Origin of the sequence: Actinophytocola xinjiangensis, from assembly GCF_001921215.1 — a bacterium.
Taxonomy (GTDB): Bacteria; Actinomycetota; Actinomycetes; order Mycobacteriales; family Pseudonocardiaceae; genus Actinophytocola; species Actinophytocola xinjiangensis.
In genome coordinates this window covers 139880-160460 of the sequence record NZ_MSIF01000013.1, presented here as the reverse complement: position 1 = coordinate 160460, position 20581 = coordinate 139880, and the positions used below count along the sequence as shown (strand labels likewise).

The following is a 20581-nucleotide window of genomic DNA, read 5'->3' as shown; positions in this document are numbered from 1 at the left end:
GACCACGTTCTGTCGTTGGATCGATCGAAGGGGCGGTCAGCCCTCAGTGCTCGGTCAGTGCTGGCCGGCCATTCGGCCGCTCGCCCGCTGCGCGGCCTGGGCGGCCGGGAGCGCGGCCGCGCCGGCGATCACCGTCAGCGCGCCGATGATCCACGAGGACCAGGAGATCCCGGTGAACTCGGTGTAGCCCATCACCCAGGGGGAGATGAACATGAGCACGCCGAGCACGATCTGGATCCCCTCGCCGTAGACCTGGCCGGGCGCGGCGAGCGACGCGAGGCCATCCAGGGCGACCAGCGCACCCAGGATGATCATCGTCCACATCGCGGCGTTGTTGGTGTCCATCCACAGGAACGACAGCACCGCCACGACGCCCAGTACCACTTCAGCCCAGTCGTAGGGCCGGGTCCACGGCCGGACCGTTGCTGATTCATTCGTCATCGAGACCACCTCCGTGTTCAGGAGCCGTTGAGAAAGCCTCGTCTCCATCATGCGCTTGGTTGGCCGGCCGGTCAAACGCTGTGACACGCCGCTCACCTTGCTTCTTCTGTACCGTTACTGGCCGGTAGCGTCGGTGGGCATGCGGAAGATCATCGACGCCATCATCGCTGGCGACCTCGCGGCGCTCGGTTCACTTCCGGTCCCCACGACCTACCGGGGCGTGACCGTCCACGCCGACGAGGTCGACATGTTCACCGACCTGCCGACCGCCGACAAGGACCCCCGAAGGTCCCTGCACGTCGACGAGGTCCCCACGCCCGAGCTGGCCGCCGGCGAGGCGCTCGTCGCGGTCATGGCCAGCGCCATCAACTACAACACCGTGTGGACCTCGATCTTCGAGCCCATGGACACCTTCGGCTTCCTGCGCCGCTACGGCAGGACATCGCCGCTGGCCAAGCGGCACGACCAGCCCTACCACGTCGTCGGCTCCGACCTCGCCGGCGTCGTGCTGCGCACCGGCCCCGGCGTGAACGCCTGGAAACCCGGCGACCAGGTCGTCGCGCACTGCCTGAACGTGGAGCTGGAACACCCCGACGGGCACAACGACACCATGCTCGACCCCGAGCAGCGGATCTGGGGTTTCGAGACGAACTTCGGCGGCCTGGCCGAGCTGGCGCTGGTGAAGTCCAACCAGCTGATGCCCAAGCCGGCCCACCTGACCTGGGAGGAGGCCGCCAGCCCCGGCCTGGTCAACTCGACGGCCTACCGGCAGCTGGTCTCGACCAACGGCGCCGACATGAAACAGGGCGACACCGTGCTCATCTGGGGCGCCTCCGGCGGCCTCGGCTCCTACGCCACCCAGTTCGCGCTCAACGGCGGTGCGACACCGGTGTGCGTGGTCTCCAGCGAACGCAAGGCCGAGATCTGCCGGCGGATGGGCGCCGAGCTGATCATCGACCGCAACGCCGAGGACTACCGGTTCTGGAGTGACGAGCACACCCAGGACCCGCAGGAGTGGAAACGCCTCGGCGCGCGGATCCGCGAACTGACCGGCGGGGACGATCCGGACATCGTGTTCGAACACCCCGGGCGGGAGACCTTCGGCGCCAGCGTGTTCGTCGCCCGGCGCGGCGGCACGATCGTCACCTGCGCGTCAACGAGCGGGTTCACCCATCAGTATGACAACCGGTACCTGTGGATGAATCTGAAGCGCATTGTCGGCTCACATTTCGCGAACTACCGCGAGGCGTGGGAGGCCAACCGCCTGATCGCGCGCGGACGGATTCACCCGACACTGTCCAGTGTGTACCCGTTGGAGCAGACCGGACAGGCCGCCTACGACGTGCATCGCAACGCACACCAGGGAAAGGTCGGCGTGCTGTGCCTGGCGCCGGAGGAGGGTCTCGGGGTCACCGACCACCAGATGCGTGAGCGGTACCTGCCCCAGATCAACCGCTTTCGTGGTGTCTGACCCACGAACGCGCCTGTCACCCGACGTGGACGAGCGGCGCAAGGTAGCGTGGGCGCATGGCGTTAGGTGAGGAGCGCGATCTCGTACCGCTGGGAGCCGGCTTCGACATCACCAAGCGGGGCTACAGCCGCGCACAGGTGGAGGAGCACCTCGAACAGCTGGACGGACAACTGAAGCTGCTGGCCGCCGACCGCAACGCGGCCGCAGGGCAGGCGGCCGAGCTCACCGCGCAGCTCGAGGTGGCCCGCTCGACCATCGACGACCTGCGCGGTCAGGTCGAGCGCCTGTCGCTGCCGCCGACGACGATGGCCGGCCTGAGCGAGCGGCTGCAGCGCATGCTGCGCCTCGCCCAGGAAGAACGCGACGAGACCAAGGCGAAGGCCGATGTCGAGGCCGAACACATCAAGGCCAAGGCCGAGGCCGACGCCGACCAGCGGCGCAAGCAGTACGACAAGCGGTTGGCCGAGCTCGAGGAACGCCGCCAGGCGATGGAGGCCGAGCACAAGAGCGTCCTGGAGAAGGCCCGCGCCGAGGCCGCCGAGCTGAAGTCCGCCGCCGAGGCGGAACGCACCCGGCTCGACACCGAGGCCGAGCAACGCCGCACCGCCGTCGAGGAGGACTTCGAGATCGCGATGGCCTCGCGCCGCACCGAGTCGATGCGCGCCCTCGCGACCCAGGAGGCCACCAGCAAGTCCGAGGCCGAACGCCGCGTCCGCGAAGCCACGGAGGAGGCGAACCGCCGCCGCCACGAGGCCAGGACCGAAGCCACCGCCCGCCTCCAGGAAGCCACCGACGAGGCCCACCGACGCGTCCGCGAGGCGACCGAGGAGGCCAACCGGCGCATCGCCCACGCCGCGCAGCGCGTCAACGCGCTGCGTCAGCTGCGCGCCAAGGTCTCCCACCAGCTCAAAACCGCCCGCGACCTGGTCACCGACGCCCACGAGAGCCTGGAGTTGGCGGCCCCGGCGTTCGAACCACTCCCCGAGGAACAGGCCGACAAGCCCACGCCCGGGCCGCGCCCGGGACCTGGACCGGCCAAGGAGCCGTGGGAGTCGGGATTCGACCGCATCCCGGAGGACGTCGCACACGCCAAGACGAGGCGGATCGCCAAGCAGCCCTGACCAGGTCGTCCGAGGGTGGATCCGCGGGTAACGCGGCGGCGCCACCGTCGCGAACCTGAAGCCGCACCTTCGCGGCTTTCACCACCTGGGCCCGGCTCCGGATTGGCGCCGGGCCGGGGCGACAACAGCGCTGGAATGTCCACCGGCTCGGCGGGTTCGCGACAATCACGCGGATCAGCCCGGGCGGCAGCAGTAGTACGTTCCTGGCGTACCGGTTTGCCAGCCCGGCACAGAGAGCCGCGCCCAACGCACCAGTTGCCAACCCAGGACAGCCGCCGATCTCAACACACCACTGTGCCAATCGACGGCAAAGCCACTCTCGGCACACCAGCCCGGCCGCTCCCCACAAGCCCAGGACAGCGGAACCGTTCCCAACGCGCCGGCTACCAACCGATCCGCAGAGTCACTCCTGGCGCAACGATTGCGGACCAGCCCGAGCCGGCAGGGCCACCTCCGGCGCACCGGTTTTGTCGGTGTCGATCGCTATCCTTGAAAGAGGGGTCCCCCTGGCGATGAGTGAGCGAAGTCGGGCGCGGGATTTGCATTCGCATCCGTCGGGCGGGTATCTCCTGGAGCATCGAGGTTTCTCCCGTTTGGTCCGTGATCGAGTGGATCTTCGGCTGCCGTGATCACGACAGTCAGGCATATGGGAGGAAAAACGTGGGAATCCGCAACGGCTGACAGCCGTGGTCGATTCGCGGGTCTGAGGGTGACCCTTTCAGGGCTTGCCGGGGAAGTCCGGCCGGTCCGACATTTGTCCTTGGTATCGCCGCTTCGGGCTTGACTTCCGGACCGGGTCGTCCTGGGCTCAGGCCCGTTCCACGCCGGCGGGCTACTCGCCGATGTCCTCGAACCACAGGTCAGGACGAGTGGCGATGAAGTCGCGCATGAGGGCGATGCAGCGTTGGTCGTCGAGAATGGTGATCTGGACGCCGTGGGCTGTGAGCCAGTCGTGGCCGCCGTGGAAGGTGGTGGATTCGCCGATGATCACGTGGCCGATGGCGAACTGGCGGACCAGCCCGCTGCAGTACCAGCACGGGGACAGGGTCGTGACCATCGTCGTGTCGCGGTAGTGGCGGCGGCGGCCGGCGTTGCGGAAGGCCGCGGTTTCGGCGTGGGTTGACGGGTCGTCGTCCTGGACCCGGCGGTTGTGGCCCCGGCCGAGGACGGTGCCGTCCGGGCCGAAGAGGGCGGCGCCGATGGGAATGCCGCCCTCGGCGAGGCCCTGACGTGCCTCGTCCACCGCGATGTCGAGCATGGTCGCCGCGTCGGTCATGGGGTCGAGCCAACCATGTCAGCGGCGTCGACGGCGTGGTCTGGGCGGCGGGTCGTCGTCGGGGTGCAGGGGGATGTGTGGGTCCTCCTCGCCGAGCATGCCGAGGAACTCGGCGGCGATGCGCTGGGCCGACTCGGCGACGGTCGGTGGCTCGTCGCCGGCGCGGCGCAGGTTCGCTGACCGGAGGCGGGCGTAGCCGCGCACCGACGTGGGCCGGCGGTGACGCACCGCGAACACCGGCTCGTCGGCCAGGGACTCGGCCAGTTCGCGGTCGATCAGGACCGTGCCGGGGCGGGCGATCGAGGTCAGCCTCGCGGCGATGTTCACCACCGAGCCGAAGACGTCGCCGTAGCGGTTCAGCACCCGGCCCAACGCCAGCCCGGCCCGCAGCGACGGAACCCCGGCGGTCGCCTCGGCCCGTTCCAGCAGGGTCAGTGCGATCTCGGCGCCGTCGGCCGGGGACTCGGCGACGAACAGGACCTCGTCGCCGAGCATCTTGACGATGCGACCGTGGTTGTCGGCGACGACCTCGGCGGCGATGGCCTCGAACTCGTCGACCACCGCCTCCAGCTCGGTCTCGGTGGAGCGGCGGGTCAGGCTGGTGAAACCGACCATGTCGGCGAACCCGACGACCTGGCGCCGCTCCTCAAGGTCCTCCTCCTGGGTGACGAGCATGCGGACCGAGTACGCGGCAAGATGCCGGCGCCACACGTAGTTCAGCAGCTGCTCGAGCCGGGGTGTCATCTGCTCCACGAGCTGCGCCAGCTGGCGTTCCCCGGCCAGTTCCGGGTTGGCCGACACCAGGTCACGCAGCTGCAGGACCTGTGACTCGGCCAGCCGCGACAGGTGCTGGCCGATCATGCGGGTACTGGCGAGCGCGACACCGGGCTCGACCAGACCGGCCTGGATCAGCTCGGTGACGATCCGCAGCGCCTCGACGTCACCGTCGGTGAACACCTCCGCGTCGTCGCTGACGGTGGCGAAACCCAGGGCCCGCCACATCGCCGTCGCACGATCGGGTGGCACGCCGGTACGGTCCGCGACCTCGGCGCGGGTGTACCGACGCGGGCCGCCGAGCAGGATGCGTTCGAGGTGCTGCTGGGTCGCCTCGAGGTCGGGCTCGGTCACGTGGTGTGCACGATGAGCACGTCGACGTCGGACTTGCGCGCGACCTCGGAGGGCACCGAGCCGAGCAGCCGGCCGGCGAGCGTGTTCAGCCCTCGGTTGCCGACGACCAGCAGGTCCGCGTCGCGGTCCCGGACCACGGTGGCCAACGTGGACACCGGTTCGCCGTCGACGACGACGGTGTCGACGTTGGTGGCGCCGGCCGCGCGGGCCCGCTCGGCGGCGGCGCGCACCGAGTCCTCGGCGGGGGTCGAGCCGACGACCTTGTAGGCGACGTCGTCGCCGAGTTCGTCCTGGGCGCGGGCCACGTCCTGCGGCCGGGCGGGGTGGTACGCGCACACGATCACCAGCGTCGCGCCGCTGTCCACGGCGATGCGGGCCGCGCGGTCCACCGCGAGGTACGAGGAGTCCGAGCCGTCCGTGCCGACGACCACGGTCTGGTATGCCGCCATCTGTCCTCCCGGAGAGGGGCCGTTACCTACTCGCGGGTAAACCTACCGTGCTTGTCGAGCCATCGGGACACGGTCGCGGCGACGGCCGCCGGATCCTCCAGCGGGGCGAGGTGACCGAGGCCGGGAAGGTCCACCCGCTCGGCACCGGGCAGCGCGCCGGCCATCGCGTCCGCCTCCTCGGCCGGGATCATCGTGTCCTCCTCGCCGCGCACGACCAGGGCGGGCAGACCCGAGGCGGCCAGCAGACCCACCGAGTCGGGACGGGCGGCCATCGCGCGCTGGGCCCAGGCCACCGCCGCCGGTGACTGCCCGGCGATCAACGCCCGCAGCTCCTGCTCGACGTGCGGGCGCCGCGCCAGGGTGGTCGCGCCGAGCAGGCCGGCCAGCATGGTGTCGGCGAGCCAGCCGATGCCCTCGCTCTCGGCCCGGGCGGCCATCGCGTGACGGTGGTCGCGGGCCGGGCCGGTGTCGGCGGAGGCCTTGGTGTTGATCAGGACCAGGCCGCTGACGCGCTCGGGTGCCGCGCGCAGCACGGCCAGCGTGACGTAGCCGCCCATCGAACAGCCGCCGAACACCGCCCGTGACACCCCTTGCTCGTCGAGGGTCGCCAGAACGGCTGAGGCAGCCGCGTCCAGTGACGGCTCGGACACCGGCGCCGCCGAGCCGAAGCCGGGGAGATCCGGCGTGACCAGTCGCGATCCCAGCACGGGCCGTAGGCCGTCCCACAGGCGGGAGTCAAGGGGAAAGGCGTGCAACAACACGATCGGGTCACTCATGTGCACGTCACCATCCACCACCGCCGAATGACATGATGCGGGCATGGCCCTCACCGTCCGAGCTGACCTCGCCAACCTCCCGGACTACGTCCCGGGACGCAAGATCCCCGGCGCGGTCATCCTGTCGAGCAACGAAGTCTCGACCCCAGCACCGCCCTCCGTGCTCGCCGCGATCGCGGACGCCGCCACCGAGGTCAACCGCTACCCGCAGATGGCCAACGACGACCTCATGGCCCGGACGAGCGCCTACCTCGGCGTGCCCGAGGAGCGGATCGCGATCGGGTGCGGGTCGGTCAGCCTGTGCCAGCAGCTGATCCAGGCCATGTGCACCGAGGGCCAGGAGGTCGTGTTCGCCTGGCGGTCGTTCGAGGCGTACCCGATCGTCACCCACATCGCCGGCGCGCGGGGCGTGCGGGTACCGCTGACCAGCGACTACCGCCACGACCTCGACGCGATGCTCGCCGCGGTCAACGACAACACCCGCGTCATGTTCGTCGCCAACCCCAACAACCCCACCGGCTCCGCGCTGCACACCGAGGAGCTCACCAGGTTCCTCGACGCCGTGCCCGACCACGTGCTGGTCGTGCTGGACGAGGCCTACCGCGAGTTCGTCACCGACCCCGACCTGCCCGACGGACTCACGCTCACCGCGAACCGGGACAACCTCGCCGTCGTGCGGACCCTGTCCAAGGCCTACGGCCTGGCGGGGCTACGGGTCGGCTACGCGGTGGCCTCCCCCGAGGTGGCGGGGGCGGTACGCAAGGTCGGTATCCCGTTCTCGGTCAGCCGCGTTGCGCAGGCCGCGGCGATCGCCGCGATGGACGCCGCAGACGAGTTGCTGGCCCGCTGCGAGCTGATCGCCGTCGAACGTCAGCGGGTGCGCGCCGAGCTGCTGGCGATGGGCTACGAGGTGCCCGAGACACAGGCGAACTTCGTCTGGCTGCCACTGGGTGAGCGAACCGCCGCGTTCAACGAGCACCTGCTCGGGCAGAAGATCGTCGTCCGCGCGTTCGTCGGCGAAGGGGCCAGGGTGACCGTCGCACAGCCGGAGGAGAACGACGCGTTCCTCGCCGCCGCCCGCACGTTCGAACGCTGAGGCGTCCCCTCAGAACGGTCTTCGGCGCCTCATGCCGCCACCGCGTAGGCCGGCTGCTCACCGTCGGCCGCGCGGACCCGTTCGGCGAAGCGGCGCCGTGCGACGACGACCCGGCGCCAGTGCTCGGCACGCGTGAGGTCCACCGGCTCGGACACGCTGACGAGCACCTCCGCGGCCCGCGCCGCGGAGTCGATCTCGACGGCGGCCGCCGAGTACTGGCCGGCGTCGAGCAGCGAGTACGCCCGGCGCATCTCCGACTGGGCAGTCGCGTAGATGGCGTAGGCGGTCAGGTTGTGGGCGAGGGGGCCGAGCGGGTGCGACATGACGTCCTCCGGTGCTGTGTTTCTGTCCTCGGTTTCCGTGTCCTCACTGACACGTCGAAACGAAGACGATCCGGTCGACCGTTCTGCCCATGATTTTCGCCACCTTTCTCCGAACGTCACCCGATCGGAGTACAGGAGGCTCTCACCAGCGCCGGGACGTCGGTCCCCGGCGGTGGCGCGCCCGCCAGCACGACTCGTGCCAGTGGCGCCGGTCGGCCACCCCGCCGGTCTCGTCCGCCGGCCACACCACCACGTGCGCCGTCCCCGGCTGGATCTCGTGGTCGCAGCCGGGACAGCGGTAGACCTTGGTCGTCTGGGTGCCGGTCACCCGGCGTACCAGCCAGTCGCCGTCGGTGGCCGTCTCCAGCTGCTGCCAGCCACCGGTCAGCGGCTTGGGCTGCGGGGTGGGCGGCACCGCGGCGCGGCGCCGGTCGCGGTTGCGGCGAGGCACGACAGGTCACCGTAGTGGCAGGGCACAATACGTACGTGCCGACCTACGAGTACCGCTGCCACGAATGCGCGACGACCTTCGACGTCCAGCGGCCGATGAGCGCCTCCGGCGACCCCGCGCCCTGCCCGCACGGCCACGCCGACACCGTCAAGCTGCTGTCCACGGTCGCCCTGACCGGCGGCGCCAGCGCACCCGCCGGCGGCGGTGGCGGCGGTGGCGGCGGGGGCTGCTGCGGCGGAGGGTGCGGCTGCGGCTGAGCGGTCAGGCGGCGCGTCGACCGGGCCGTGAGCCGTCAGCTGTAGTCGCGGAAGCCCTTGCCGGTCTTGCGGCCGAGCCGCCCCGCCGTCACCAGGTGCTCGAGCAACGGCGCCGGGGCGAACCCGGCGTCGCGGAACTCGTAGTACAGCGTCCGCTCGATCGCCAGCGACACGTCCAACCCGACCACGTCGAGCAGCTCGAACGGGCCCATCGGCAGACCACAGCCGACCTTCATCGCCGTGTCGATGTCGTCGGCCTCCGCGTAGTGCGCCTCCAGCATCTTCACCGCGTCGTTCAGGTACGGGAACAGCAGCGCGTTCACGATGAACCCGGCCCGGTCGGCGCAGTCCACCGGATGCTTGCCGACCCGCTGGCACACCGCACGCACGGTCGCCACGACCTCGTCAGACGTCGCGATCGTCGACACGACCTCGACCAGCTTCATCACCGGCGCCGGGTTGAAGAAGTGCAACCCGATGACGTCACCCGGACGGGTGGTCGCCGCCGCGCACTCGATCACCGGCAGCGACGAGGTCGTGGTCGCCAGCACCGCGCCCGGCTTCACCACCTCGTCCAGCGCGCCGAACACCGCCCGCTTGACCGACAGGTCCTCGGCCACCGCCTCGATCACCAGGTCGCAGTCGGCCAACTCGTCGAACTCGACGACCCCGCGCACCCGGCCGAGCACCGCCTCACGGTCCTGCTCGGACAGCCGACCCTTCACCACCTGACGGTCCAGCGACCGGCGCATCGCCGCCAGCGCGGCCAACGCCTTGTCCTGCGCCCTGGCCCGCAACACCACGTCGAAACCGTTGCGGGCGAAGACCTCCGCGATGCCGGTGGCCATCGTCCCGGTGCCCACCACGCCGACCCGGGTCACCTCGCGGACGGCCACCTCGCCGGTCGCCGCCGGCCGGGGCGTGAGCACGTCCGGCACGACCACCGGCGAGTCGAGGCCGTCGTAGGTGTAGAAACCGCGCCCGCTCTTGCGGCCGAGCAGCCCGGCAGTGATCATCTGCCGCAGGATCGGCGCCGGCGCGTGCAACCGGTTGCGCGACTGGCGGTACATCGTCTCGAGGATCTCGTAGGCGGTGTCCAGGCCGATCAGGTCCAGCAGCGCCAGCGGCCCCATCGGGTAGCCGCAGCCGAACCGCATCGCCGCGTCCAGGTCCTCGCGGGTGGCGTAGCGCGACTCGTACATCGACACCGCGTGGTTCAGGTAGCCGAACAGCAGCGCGTTGGCGATGAACCCGGCGCGGTCGCCGATCACCACCGGCTCCTTGCCCAGCCCGCGCGCGAACTCCGCGACGTCGGCGACCACGTCCGGTTCGGTCACCACCGTGCGCACGATCTCCACGAACTTCAACACCGGCGCCGGGTTGAAGAAGTGCAGGCCGACGACCTTGCCGGGGCGTCCGGTGTGCACGCTGATCTCGGTGACCGACAGCGACGAGGTGTTGGACGCGAGCACCACGTCCGGCCGGCACACCCGGTCCAGCTCGGCGAACACCCGGGTCTTGAGCTCCAGGCTCTCCGGGATCGCCTCGACGACCAGGTCGGCGTCGGCGAGGTCGGCCAGCGAGGTGGTGAGGGTGATCCGGTCCAGCAGCGCCGCTCGGGCCGGCTCGTCGAGCTTGCCGCCGGCCAGCGCGCGTTCGGTCGAGTGCGCCAGGTGCCCACGGGCGCGGGCGACGCCCTCGGCGTCGCGCTCCACGCCGATCACCCGGATCCCGGACCGGGCGAGGACCTCCGCGATGCCCGCGCCCATCGTGCCCAGCCCGACCACACCGACACATCCGAACTCGCGTGCCATCGCCACCTCCGCCAGACCCCGACGACCGGTACGCCGGACACTACCTGCCGGTAACAAGATTGGCCGGACGGTCGTGGCTCAGCTCACGGACACGGCGCTCAGGCCTTCGGCAACGCCGAGACGAGCGACTTCGCGAGCTCCATCGCCGGCACGCACGGGTCCTCGTCGGCCGCCGGGGACCGCTTCTCGAACCTGAGCGAGACGATCTCCGCCTCGTCGCCGGCGTAGACCCGGTGCTTCCACTCCACGTCGCAGGTCGCGGTCGAGGAGACCGTCTTCTCCTGGTACCCCTTGAGCCCGCCGCCCAGGTCGACCGGGCTGCCGCTGCTGCCCTTGTCGGGGTCGAACCCGATGCGCATCCGCACGTCCAGCTTGCCCGCCTGGCTCGACCAGCTGCACTGGTGCAGGTCGAAGGGCTTGGGGTCGGCCTTGCCACCCAGCGGCGCGGTCAGCGTCTCCGGCGGATACAGGGTGCACGGGTCGACCTCGGCCAGCGTGCCCTTGACCTGGTCGTAGACCGGCGGGTCGGTCCGGATCCGGTCGACGACCGAACCCATCAGGGTGCGGCCGGCCTCGCACAGCTCCTCGGACTTGCCGCCGACCTGGACCACGATGCCCAGGTTCGGCGAGGTCGAGGTGATGACGGTGACGAAACACGCGTCGCCCGTGTCGAGCGTGTTCTCCATCGCCGGCAGGCCACCGATGTTCTCGTCGGCGTCGACCGCGTTGCCGATCGAGTCGCCCAGGGTCACCGTGAGGTTGAGCTCCTGGCCCTTCTTGTCGCGCATGTAGTTCGAGCATTCGTCGAACCCGCCCCGGTTGACCTCGGCCGGTTGACCGAGCTCCTCCAGGACGTCCTCGTCCAGCAGCTCGCACGGGTCGGTGGCGCGCAGCTTCTCCGGGGTGAACGCGGGATCGTTGGCCTTGGCGACCGGCTGCTCGGTGCCGCTGGAGGTCACGGTGGGCGCCTGACCGGCGGGCACCGTCGTCCGCGGGTAGGTGACCTTGGACGTGTCGACCTGCGTACCGCAGCCAGCGACCAGTAACAGCGCGGCGACGACTGACAGGATCCCCTTCACACGTGCACCGTAGCCAGTGGACTCGCGCCGCGTGCGAGGAACCTCGGGTTAGCTGTCACATCGATGGCCGAGAGTACGACTACCTCGGAAAGTCGCGGAAAGGTCCGACCATGGCGAAGCTCCTCCCGACGCTCACGATCGTCACCACGGCACTGGTGGCGTTGGCGGGGTGCGCGACCACGACCAGCGGCCAGCCGGTCGCCGTCAACCGGGCCGAGGCGGTGGCGCCGTCGCGGCCCACGATCGAGCCGCCGTCGGTCGACCCACCGACCAGGCAGCGGGACCGGCCCCGGGACAACCTGCCGAAGAAGGTCGGTGAGATGGCCGCGCTGTGCGCCGACGACCCCTGCACGGTCACCGCACTGGAGTTCACCGTCGACCGGATCCAGGTGGATCCGACCTGCACCGAGCCCTACGCACCGCCACCGGACAACGGCCACTACATCGCCCTGTCGATGACCATCACCACGACCGAGGCCTTCACCGAGGACATGTCCTACGTCGTCGACTTCTCGCCGTTCTCGTTCGAGGTCATCGGACCCGATGGGGTGACAGAGGTGGGCGACCCCGGCTATGGCGTGTACGGGTGCCTCGCCGGGTCGGACTTCGTCCCGCTGGACGGCCTGGCGGCGGAGTCGCGCTACGTCGGCGTGGTCGTGCTCGACACCCGCTACACCGCGGGCCGGATCGTGCTGCGCATGCCCGGCGACCCCGCCGGCTGGGAGTGGACGTTCTGAACGCTCAGAACAGCCGGAACTCGTCGGAGTCCATGCCGCGCAGCGCCTCGTAGTCCAGCGTGACGCAGCGGATCCCCCGGTCCTCGGCCAGCGTGCGGGCCTGCGGCTTGATCTGCTGGGCGGCGAACACGCCGTGCACCGGCGCCAGCAGCGTGTCCCGGTTGAGCAGCTCGAGGTAGCGGGTGAGCTGCTCGACGCCGTCCATCTCGCCACGCCGCTTGATCTCCACGGCCACCGTGTCGCCGTCGGAGTCCCGGCACAGGATGTCCACCGGGCCGATCGCCGTCGGGTACTCGCGGCGGATCAGCACGTACCCGTCGCCCAGGGTGGTGATGTGCTCGGCCAGCAGCGCCTGCAGGTGCGCCTCGACACCGTCCTTGACCAGGCCCGGTTCCGCGCCCAACTCGTGCTTCGAGTCGTGCAGGATCTCCTCCAGGCTAATGATCAACTTCTCACCGGCCTTGTTCTGGACCGTCCACGTCCCCGGCTCCTCGGTCAGCCAGCACGGCGGGCTCATCCAGTTCAACGGCTTGTAGGCACGGTCGTCGGAGTGCACCGACACCGAGCCGTCCGCCTTCACCAGCAGCAACCTGGTGGCCATCGGGAGGTGGGCGGTCAACCGGCCGGCGTAGTCGACCTGGCAACGAGCGATCACAAGACGCACGCAAGGCAGGCTAGCCGACCACTCCCCCGGCTCAGTCAGGCCATTGTGGCCTGCGCTTCTCCAGGAATGCGGCCATTCCCTCGCGTGCGCCGGGCAGCTGGGAGGCCGAGGCCATCACCTCCAGCGCGATCGCGTAGGCGTCGACCTCCGGCCGGTCCAGCTGGGCGTAGACGGTCTGCTTGCCGATGGCCTTGCTGGCGCGACTGCCCCGGGTGGCCCTGACGAGCAGGGCGTTCACGGCGTCGTCGAGGTCGCCGTCGGGCACCACCCGGTTGACCAGGCCCCAGTCCAGCGCGGTCGCGGCGTCGACGGTGTCACCGGTGAGTACGAGTTCCATCAGCCGCTTGCGGCCCACCGAGCGGGCGACCGGCACGGCCGGCGTGTGGCAGAACCAGCCACCCTTGCCGCCGGGCAGCGCGAACCCGGCCGACTCGCCGGCCACCGCGAGATCGCAGGAGGCGACCAGCTGGCAGCCGGCGGCCGTGGCCAGGCCGTGCACCCTGGCGACGACCACCTGCGGCGCGGACTGGATCGCGCGCATCACGTCCGTGCAGCGCGCCAACAGCTCGCGGACGCCGGTGAGGTCACGTTCGGCGACGTCACCGAAGTCGTGGCCGGCGGAGAAGACCGGGCCCTCCCCGGCGAGCACGATCCCGGTGGCGTCGCCGCTGGCCGCCTCCCGGAAGGCGGCCAGCAGCTCGGTCAGGTGGTCGAAGGACAGCGAGTTGCGTCGCGCGGGCCGGTTCATCGTGATCCGGACCGTGTCGCCGTCCCTGGTCACCAGCAGGTGCTCGTACATACCCCGAGCCTAGGCCGGTCAGCCGCGCTCCAGCACCGCGCGCAGGAACGTGCGGGTCCGTTCGTGGTCCGGTTCGCTGAACAGCTTGTCCGGCACCGCGTCCTCGACGATCTGGCCGTGGTCGAACATCAGCACCCGGTCGGAGACGTCACGAGCGAAGTTCATCTCGTGGGTCACGCACAGGAACGTGATGTCGGTGCTGCTCGCGATGTCCTTGAGCAGCGCCAGCACGCCCGCCACCAGCTCCGGGTCCAGCGCCGAGGTCACCTCGTCGAGCAGCAGCATGTCCGGGCGCATCGCCAGCGCCCTGGCGATCGCGACCCGCTGCTGCTGGCCACCGGAGAGCTGGGACGGGTGGGCGTTGACCTTCTCGGTGAGCCCGACCAGCTCCAGCAGCTCCAGCGCCCGTTCCTCCGCCTCGGCCCGGGACAGGCCAAGCGAACGGATCGGCGCCTCGGTGAGGTTCTGCAGCACCTTCATGTTCGGGAACAGGTTGAACTGCTGGAACACCATCCCGATCCGCTGGCGGACCTTGCGCTGGTACTTCTCGTCGGCGGGGACCAGGCGGGAGCCGCGCTGCATGTGGCTCAGGCACTCGCCGTCGACGAAGATCTGGCCGCTGGTGACCTTCTCGAGAGTCATCAGCAAGCGCAGGATCGTCGTCTTGCCCGAGCCGCTGGGGCCGATGAGCGTGACGAACTCGCCCGGCGCCACCGAGAAGTTCAGCTCGTCGAGCACCACGACGTCGCCGAACCTCTTGACGACGTCGTCGAATCGGATCATGTCAGTTGCGGTATCGGACACGCCGCTCCAACCATCGAACCAGTAGGGACGCTGCGAGACTCAGGACCAGGAACAGCACGCCGGCGATCGTGACCGGCTCGACGTACCGGAACGCCCGCGAGCCGACCTGACGAGCCACTCCGGCGATTTCCAGCACGCCGATCATGAGCAGCAGCGGTGTCTCCTTGAGCATCGAGATCGTGTAGTTGCCCAGCGCGGGCAGCACACGCGGAACGGCCTGCGGCAGGATCACCGCGGTCCACGTGCGGCGCCGGGGCAGGTTCAGCGCGGTCGCCGCCTCCCACTGCCCTGGCGGCACGGCCTCGATACCCGCCCGGTACACCTCGGCGGTGTAGGTGGCGTAGTGCAACCCGAGCGCGATGACGCCGGTGGTCATCGGGTCGAGGGTCAGCCCGATGTCCGGCAGCACGAAGAAGAGGAAGAAGATCTGCACCAGCAGCGGCGTGCTGCGGATGAACTCGATGAACGCCCAGGTGATCCCGCTGACGACCCGGATCGGTGACCGGCGCAGCAGCGCGAGTACCAGCCCGAGGGTGTAGGCGACCAGTGAGCCGAGCACGGTGGCCACGACGGCGGTCCGCAGCCCGTCCCCGACGATCTTGGGGAAGACCTCCCAGGCGTAGTCCCAGTCCCAGATCATCGGTCACCTCCTGACCGGTCGCTGGTGTGACCGATCCCGGCGACGGCGGCGTCGGTGATCGCGGCCGCTCTGCCGCGCCGGGACCTGAGGGCCGAGAGCAGTCCCCGTTGCGGTGGTTTCCGGCCGACGAGCCGGCCGGCCCAGAGTTCGAGCAACCGCATACCGAAGGTGATCAGGATCGCCAGTACCAAGTAGAACAGCAGGACGATGGTCCAGATCGTGGCCGCCTGCGAGACGTGTCTGGTGATCAGGACCTCGCGGGCCTGGTACGTCATCTCGTGAACGGTGATCATGGTCAGCAGGGCGCTGCCCTTGAGCAGTTGGATGAACAGGTTGTTGAACGGCGGGACCATCTCCACCAGTGACTGCGGCAGGATCACCCGGCGCATCCGCTGCGCCGGCGTGAGATTCAGCGCGATGCAGCCCTCGTACTGGGCCTTCGGCACGGACTGGACGGCGCCCCGGACGATCTCCGCGCCGTAGGCGCCGAAGTTCAGCCCGAGGACCACGATGCCGGCGACCAGCGGCATGATCTGGTAGCCGATCAGCACCGGCAGCGCGAAGTAGATCCAGAGGAGCTGGACCACCTCGGACGTGCCGCGCCAGAACTCCACGTAGATCCTGGCGATCGCCCGGACCAGCCGCAGGCGCGAGAGCATCGCCAGACCGAAGACGAACGACAGGATGGTGGCGATCACGATGCCACCGAGGGTCGCCTCGACGGTCAGCAGCAGGCCCTTGGAGATGGTCTCGACGAACAACCCGATGTTGTCGAACATGACCGCCTACTCTCAGGCGGCCTCGCAGAGCTTCTCGGTGGTGACGTCGTCGGGCACCTGGTTGTCCTCGGTGAACCCGAACGGCGTGACGATGCGCAGCCACTCGCCGCTGTCCTGGAGCTTCTTCAACTCGGTGTTGAACTCCGTGACGAGGTCGTTGTCATCGGGACGGAAGACGAAGCCGCCGGCCTGGATCTGCTCCTTGCCGTCGACGACCGGGGTGAAGCCCTCGGTGACCTCGAGCGGGGCCTCCGGGTTGTCCTCGACCATCCGGCGCAGCGAGATGTCGGTCAGCGCGCCGCAGTAGGCCCGCTTGTCGAGCAGCGCCTGGAGCATCTCGGGCTGACCCTCGTAGGGCTGGATCTTGTCGGCCCCGATCCCGAGCGCCTCGGCGACCTGCTCCTCGACGGTGCCGGAGAGCACGGCGACGGCGGCGCCCTTGGCCTTCAGGTCGTCGAAGTTGTTGATCTGCTCGGGGTTGCCCTTCGGCACCAGGAACGCGGTGGGCGTGACGTAGTCCACGGCGGAGAACTGGGCGTTCTCGCAGCGCTTCGGCAGGATCGCCATCCCGGCGGCGACCATGTCGTACTGGCCGGCGATGAGTGCCTGGATCAGCTGGTCGAACTCGACCTGGGTGGCCTCGATCTTGTCGATGCCCATGGCCTTGAACACGGCCTTGGCGACCTCCGGAGCCTCGCCGGTGACCTCGTCGTCCTGGGTGTAGCCGTAGGGCACCTCGCCCGCGATGCCGACCTTGATGGTCCCCGCGTCCCTGATTCGCTGCAGTGTGCCGCCCTCACCGGCCTGCGGCACCTCCGAGCAACCCGCGAGCAGCGCGGGTCCGCCCAGGGCGACCGCCCCGGTGAGTCCGCCAACCCTGAAGAAGTCCCGCCGTGTCCAATTAGCCATGTCAGTCCTTTTCGTACACACGTTCACGTTCGCCACACCGAATGAAAAAGAAACGTAGGGGCATCGTCCGAACGGGTCAAAGGCAGGCGAAGGATCAAGGAATGCTGTTAGCAAAAAGAGATGTAGTGATCACATCCCGTGTCGGTGGGTATGCCGCGCAGCGGCACTGGTAGCCGCAGGTCAGAGTAATCGTCGTCACCAGGAGTTCGCACGGGATCCCGGGCCGTGACGCCTGGACGAGGGAACTGCCGGCCGGCAGCGACGTACGGTGTCGCCACGGCGCCGCCGGGGCGGACGTCCCCTCGGCAGGACTCGTTGCAGGCGTATTTCCGCTGTTCCTGACGGTTTCCTGACGGTTTCAGCGCGCCGTGCCAGATCAGCGACGCCTTCCCTCGCAGGCCAGAAACGTGAGAAATCCGACGTGATTTCCGGGGTGTTCCGGTCCTCGGGGAGCCCTCCACACCCTTCTGGGTCAGGCCAGCCCGTGCGCCTGCCGGACGACGTCCACGATCTCGCTCATGATCTCGGTGAGCTCGTAATCCTTCGGGGTGAACACCCGGGCGACCCCACGCTCCCGCAAGACCTGTGCGTCATCGGGCGGCACGATGCCACCCACGACGACCGGTACGTCGGTCGCGCCGGCCGCGCGCAGCCCGTCCACGACCTCGGGCACCACGGCGAGGTGCGACCCGGAGAGGATCGACAGGCCGACCACGTGCACGCCCTCCTGCACGGCCGCCGCCACGATCTGTTCGGGGGTGAGCCGGATGCCCTGGTAGACGACCTCGAACCCGACATCCCGGGCACGAACAGCGATCTGCTCGGCCCCGTTGGAGTGCCCGTCGAGCCCCGGCTTGCCGACGAGCATGCGCAGCCGCCCGCCGAGCGCTTCCCCGGTGGCCAGCACCCGCTCCCGTACGGCCGCGAGCCCACCGCCGCCGTCATGCCCGGACGACGCCCCGGCGACCCCGGTCGGCGCCCGGTACTCACCGAAGACCTCCCGCAGGGCACCGGCCCACTCCCCCGTCGTCACGCCGGCCCGCGCGCATTCGAGAGTGGACTCCATGAGGTTGGCATCGGTGCGGGCAGCGGCGGTCAGCAGTTCCAACGCCTTGTCCACTTCGGACCCGTTGCGCTGCGCCCGCCAAGCCGTGATCGCCGCGACGGCCTCGCTCTCCGCCTCCGGCTTGATCGTCTCGATGGCCCCGTCCCCGCCCAGCGGGCTGGGTTCGGTGGTGTCGAACCGGTTGACGCCGACGACGACCTCCTCGCCCGTCTCGATCCGCCGGCGCCGCTCGGCGAGCGAGGCGACGAGCTGGGTCTTCATGTAGCCGCTCTCCACCGCGGCCACCGCCCCGCCGAGGTCGAGCACCCGGTCGATCTCCGCCTTCGCACCGGCGACGATCTCGTCCACCTTGGCCTGGATCACCGGTGAGCCGTCGAAGATGTCCTCGTACTCGAGCAGGTCGGTCTCATAGGCGAGGACCTGCTGCATGCGCAGCGCCCACTGCTGGTCCCACGGGCGAGGCAGGCCCAGTGCCTCGTTCCAGGCCGGGAGCTGGATGGCCCTGGCCCGCGCACCCCGGGACAGCGTGACAGCGAGCATCTCGAGCACGATGCGCTGGACGTTGTTCTCGGGCTGGGCCTCGGTCAGCCCGAGCGAGTTCACCTGGACGCCGTACCGGAAGCGGCGGTGCTTGGGGTTGCGGACGCCGTAGCGTTCCCGGGTGATCTCGTCCCACAGCGCGGCGAAGGCCCGCAGCTTGCACATCTCCTCGACGAACCGCACCCCGGCGTTGACGAAGAAGGAGATCCGCGCGACGACGTCCCCCATCTTGTCCTGCGGCACCTGCCCGGAGTCGCGGACCGCGTCGAGGACCGCGATCGCCGTGCACAGGGCGTAGGCGACCTCCTGGACCGGCGTGGCACCGGCCTCCTGCAGGTGGTAGCTGCAGATGTTGGTCGGGTTCCACCTCGGGACGTTCGCGACGGTCCAGGCGACCATGTCGGTGATCAGCCGCAGGCTCGGACCGGGCGGGAAGACGTAGGTCCCCCGGGACAGGTACTCCTTGATGATGTCGTTCTGCGTGGTGCCGGTGAGCTTGCCGACGACCTCGTGCCAGTCCTCGCCCTGCTCGTCGGCCTGCTCCTTGGCCAGCGACACGTAGAGGGCGAACAGCCACATGGCAGTGGCGTTGATCGTCATCGAGGTGTTGGCCTCGGCCAGCGGGATGCCCTCGAAGAGCTGACGCATGTCACCGAGGTGACTGACCGGCACCCCGACCTTGCCGACCTCACCCCGGGCCAGGACGTGGTCCGGGTCGTAGCCGGTCTGGGTCGGCAGGTCGAACGCGACCGACAGCCCGGTCTGTCCCTTGGCCAGGTTGCGCCGGTAGAGCTGGTTCGACGCCGCGGCGGAGGAATGACCGGCGTAGGTGCGCATCACCCACGGACGATCCCGCTCGTCATCGGTCGGATACGGCATCGGACACCTCCCGTCGACCCGGATCACCCGAGGGTACTGGCCAGTAACCCTGTCAGCAGATGTTGTGGTGAACGCCGCACGGAGGAGAATGGGTGTGTGGTGTACACCCTGTTGATCCCGCTGGCCGTGATGGGCCTGCTGGCACTGGTGTTGTGGTGGGCCTCGAACCTCGACACGGACAAGGCCCACCAGAAGGACTACGGCCTGCTGCGCGAGGTGGCCACGGTCCCGTCGACGACCGCCGCCCGCTTCGTCGAACAGCGACTCCACGACGTTGGAGTAGCGGCCACGACAGTCCCCACCGAGGACGGCGAACGTTTGCGCGTCCTGGTGTTCCCGGCCGACCAGGAAACAGCCGTACGAACCCTGCTGAAGGACTGACCCAGTCCACAGTGGACCGGCCCGCGGTGGACAGGCTGGCGGTGGATCGGCTGGCAGTGATCGGCCGGCAGAGGATCGGCTGGCAGTGATCGGCTGGCAGTGATCGGCTGGCAGTGGATCGCCCAGGCCCGTGGACGGGCGGCAACCACCCGGCGGCATCATCGGGCCATGGAGATCACCACCTGGTACCTGCAACAGACCGCAGCCGACCAACTGCGGTCAGCCACTCCCGCCTCCGTGACCTGCATCCGGTCCGAACTGGTCAGCCCCGAGTTCAACCGCTTCCTGTACACCGCCGTCGGCGGCGAGTGGCACTGGACGGACCGACTCGGCTGGTCCTGGCGGCAGTGGCAGAAGTGGCTGGACCGACCAGGTGTGGAGACCTGGGTGGCCTACCTGCGCGGCACCCCCGTCGGGTACACCGAGTTGGACGGCGCCACTGGCGATGGCGTCGAGATCGCCTACTTCGGCCTGCTGCCGTCCTATGTCGGCAAGGGCATCGGCGGCCACCTGCTGACCGTGGCCCTACGCCGCGCCTGGGAACTGACCAGCGAACGGGTGTGGGTGCACACCTGCTCACTGGACGGCCCAGCCGCGTTGAAGAACTACCAGTCACGCGGCATGACTCTCTACCGCACGGAAACCACCGACGAGGAGGTGGCGGCCACCTCCCCCGGACCATGGCCCGGAGCCCGCTGACA

Annotated in this window: 23 protein-coding genes; 7 read left to right on the top strand and 16 right to left on the bottom strand. The window is 69.5% G+C overall.

The features are described from left to right. Positions 1–54 precede the first annotated feature (54 nt). Positions 55–441 (bottom strand): SPW repeat protein, encoded by a 387-nt coding sequence (locus tag BLA60_RS25015; RefSeq protein ID WP_075135516.1) that lies wholly within the window; start codon positions 439–441, stop codon positions 55–57. 139 nt (positions 442–580) lie between these two features. On the opposite strand from BLA60_RS25015, the gene ccrA reads away from it, so the two are divergent. Next, entirely contained in the window at positions 581–1912 is a 1332-nt protein-coding gene (gene ccrA, locus BLA60_RS25010) for a crotonyl-CoA carboxylase/reductase (protein ID WP_211288837.1), read from the top strand. A gap of 56 nt (positions 1913–1968) precedes the next feature. Further along, positions 1969–3033: a coiled-coil domain-containing protein gene (locus BLA60_RS25005; protein WP_245812140.1), complete on the top strand. Its 1065-nt coding sequence runs from the start codon at positions 1969–1971 to the stop codon at positions 3031–3033. A gap of 832 nt (positions 3034–3865) precedes the next feature. Here the strand turns inward: BLA60_RS25005 and BLA60_RS25000 are convergent. Genes BLA60_RS25000 through BLA60_RS24985 form a run of 4 tightly spaced genes read right to left on the bottom strand, consistent with a single transcriptional unit; the run spans position 3866 to position 6662 of the window. Then, the gene (locus BLA60_RS25000) at positions 3866–4309 is read right to left on the bottom strand and encodes a nucleoside deaminase (protein WP_075135425.1); all 444 of its coding nucleotides are present in this window, start codon (positions 4307–4309) and stop codon (positions 3866–3868) included. Between the two features lie 18 nt (positions 4310–4327). Next, positions 4328–5437, bottom strand: coding sequence for an adenylate/guanylate cyclase domain-containing protein (locus BLA60_RS24995; protein ID WP_075135424.1), 1110 nt, complete (start codon positions 5435–5437; stop codon positions 4328–4330). Continuing rightward, positions 5434–5886 (bottom strand): universal stress protein, encoded by a 453-nt coding sequence (locus tag BLA60_RS24990; protein ID WP_075135423.1) that lies wholly within the window; start codon positions 5884–5886, stop codon positions 5434–5436. The genes BLA60_RS24995 and BLA60_RS24990 overlap by 4 nt, the downstream gene beginning before the upstream one ends. Positions 5887–5912: 26 nt before the next feature. Further along, on the bottom strand, positions 5913–6662 hold the full coding sequence (locus BLA60_RS24985; protein WP_075135422.1) for an alpha/beta fold hydrolase: 750 nt from the start codon (positions 6660–6662) through the stop codon (positions 5913–5915). Positions 6663–6705: 43 nt separating this feature from the next. On the opposite strand from BLA60_RS24985, the gene hisC reads away from it, so the two are divergent. After that, complete coding sequence (gene hisC / locus BLA60_RS24980) at positions 6706–7758, top strand: histidinol-phosphate transaminase (protein WP_075135421.1); 1053 nt, start codon at positions 6706–6708, stop codon at positions 7756–7758. A 29-nt stretch (positions 7759–7787) separates the two neighbouring features. Here the strand turns inward: hisC and BLA60_RS24975 are convergent, their stop codons facing one another. Continuing rightward, positions 7788–8081, bottom strand: a complete 294-nt coding sequence (locus BLA60_RS24975; RefSeq protein WP_075135420.1) for a hypothetical protein — start codon at positions 8079–8081, stop codon at positions 7788–7790. Between the two features lie 142 nt (positions 8082–8223). Then, a complete protein-coding gene (locus tag BLA60_RS24970; RefSeq protein ID WP_075135419.1) occupies positions 8224–8532 on the bottom strand; it encodes a hypothetical protein in 309 nt (102 codons plus the stop codon). Between the two features lie 35 nt (positions 8533–8567). Between BLA60_RS24970 and BLA60_RS24965 the strand changes: the two genes are divergently transcribed. Continuing rightward, positions 8568–8789, top strand: coding sequence for a zinc ribbon domain-containing protein (locus BLA60_RS24965; protein WP_075135418.1), 222 nt, complete (start codon positions 8568–8570; stop codon positions 8787–8789). 35 nt (positions 8790–8824) lie between these two features. Here the strand turns inward: BLA60_RS24965 and BLA60_RS24960 are convergent, their stop codons facing one another. After that, positions 8825–10603: a 3-hydroxyacyl-CoA dehydrogenase family protein gene (locus BLA60_RS24960; RefSeq protein WP_075135417.1), complete on the bottom strand. Its 1779-nt coding sequence runs from the start codon at positions 10601–10603 to the stop codon at positions 8825–8827. 98 nt (positions 10604–10701) lie between these two features. Beyond that, positions 10702–11682, bottom strand: coding sequence for a DUF3558 family protein (locus BLA60_RS24955; RefSeq protein ID WP_075135416.1), 981 nt, complete (start codon positions 11680–11682; stop codon positions 10702–10704). Between the two features lie 110 nt (positions 11683–11792). On the opposite strand from BLA60_RS24955, the gene BLA60_RS24950 reads away from it, so the two are divergent. Next, positions 11793–12419: a hypothetical protein gene (locus BLA60_RS24950; RefSeq protein ID WP_075135415.1), complete on the top strand. Its 627-nt coding sequence runs from the start codon at positions 11793–11795 to the stop codon at positions 12417–12419. Between the two features lie 4 nt (positions 12420–12423). Here BLA60_RS24950 and nucS read toward each other — a convergent pair whose 3' ends face one another. The 7 genes from nucS to BLA60_RS24915 all read right to left on the bottom strand — a co-directional run bounded on the left by nucS (position 12424) and on the right by BLA60_RS24915 (position 19499). Continuing rightward, positions 12424–13083, bottom strand: a complete 660-nt coding sequence (nucS, locus tag BLA60_RS24945; RefSeq protein WP_075135414.1) for an endonuclease NucS — start codon at positions 13081–13083, stop codon at positions 12424–12426. Positions 13084–13114: 31 nt separating this feature from the next. Beyond that, positions 13115–13882 carry an enoyl-CoA hydratase-related protein gene (locus BLA60_RS24940; protein ID WP_075135413.1) on the bottom strand — a complete coding sequence of 256 codons (768 nt, stop codon included), beginning with the start codon at positions 13880–13882 and terminating at the stop codon, positions 13115–13117. 18 nt (positions 13883–13900) lie between these two features. Next, positions 13901–14665 (bottom strand): ectoine/hydroxyectoine ABC transporter ATP-binding protein EhuA, encoded by a 765-nt coding sequence (gene ehuA / locus BLA60_RS24935; RefSeq protein ID WP_075135412.1) that lies wholly within the window; start codon positions 14663–14665, stop codon positions 13901–13903. A gap of 1 nt (position 14666) precedes the next feature. After that, a complete protein-coding gene (ehuD, locus tag BLA60_RS24930; protein ID WP_075135411.1) occupies positions 14667–15326 on the bottom strand; it encodes an ectoine/hydroxyectoine ABC transporter permease subunit EhuD in 660 nt (219 codons plus the stop codon). Further along, positions 15323–16105 carry an ectoine/hydroxyectoine ABC transporter permease subunit EhuC gene (gene ehuC / locus BLA60_RS24925; protein ID WP_075135410.1) on the bottom strand — a complete coding sequence of 261 codons (783 nt, stop codon included), beginning with the start codon at positions 16103–16105 and terminating at the stop codon, positions 15323–15325. The genes ehuD and ehuC overlap by 4 nt, the downstream gene beginning before the upstream one ends. A 12-nt stretch (positions 16106–16117) precedes the next feature. Further along, positions 16118–17014: an ectoine/hydroxyectoine ABC transporter substrate-binding protein EhuB gene (gene ehuB, locus BLA60_RS24920; protein WP_075135409.1), complete on the bottom strand. Its 897-nt coding sequence runs from the start codon at positions 17012–17014 to the stop codon at positions 16118–16120. A gap of 472 nt (positions 17015–17486) precedes the next feature. Beyond that, the gene (locus tag BLA60_RS24915) at positions 17487–19499 is read right to left on the bottom strand and encodes a protein meaA (protein ID WP_075135408.1); all 2013 of its coding nucleotides are present in this window, start codon (positions 19497–19499) and stop codon (positions 17487–17489) included. Positions 19500–19598: 99 nt separating this feature from the next. On the opposite strand from BLA60_RS24915, the gene BLA60_RS24910 reads away from it, so the two are divergent. Then, the gene (locus tag BLA60_RS24910) at positions 19599–19880 is read left to right on the top strand and encodes a hypothetical protein (protein WP_245812139.1); all 282 of its coding nucleotides are present in this window, start codon (positions 19599–19601) and stop codon (positions 19878–19880) included. Between the two features lie 168 nt (positions 19881–20048). Beyond that, positions 20049–20579 (top strand): GNAT family N-acetyltransferase, encoded by a 531-nt coding sequence (locus BLA60_RS24905; protein ID WP_075135407.1) that lies wholly within the window; start codon positions 20049–20051, stop codon positions 20577–20579. Positions 20580–20581: the final 2 nt, after the last annotated feature.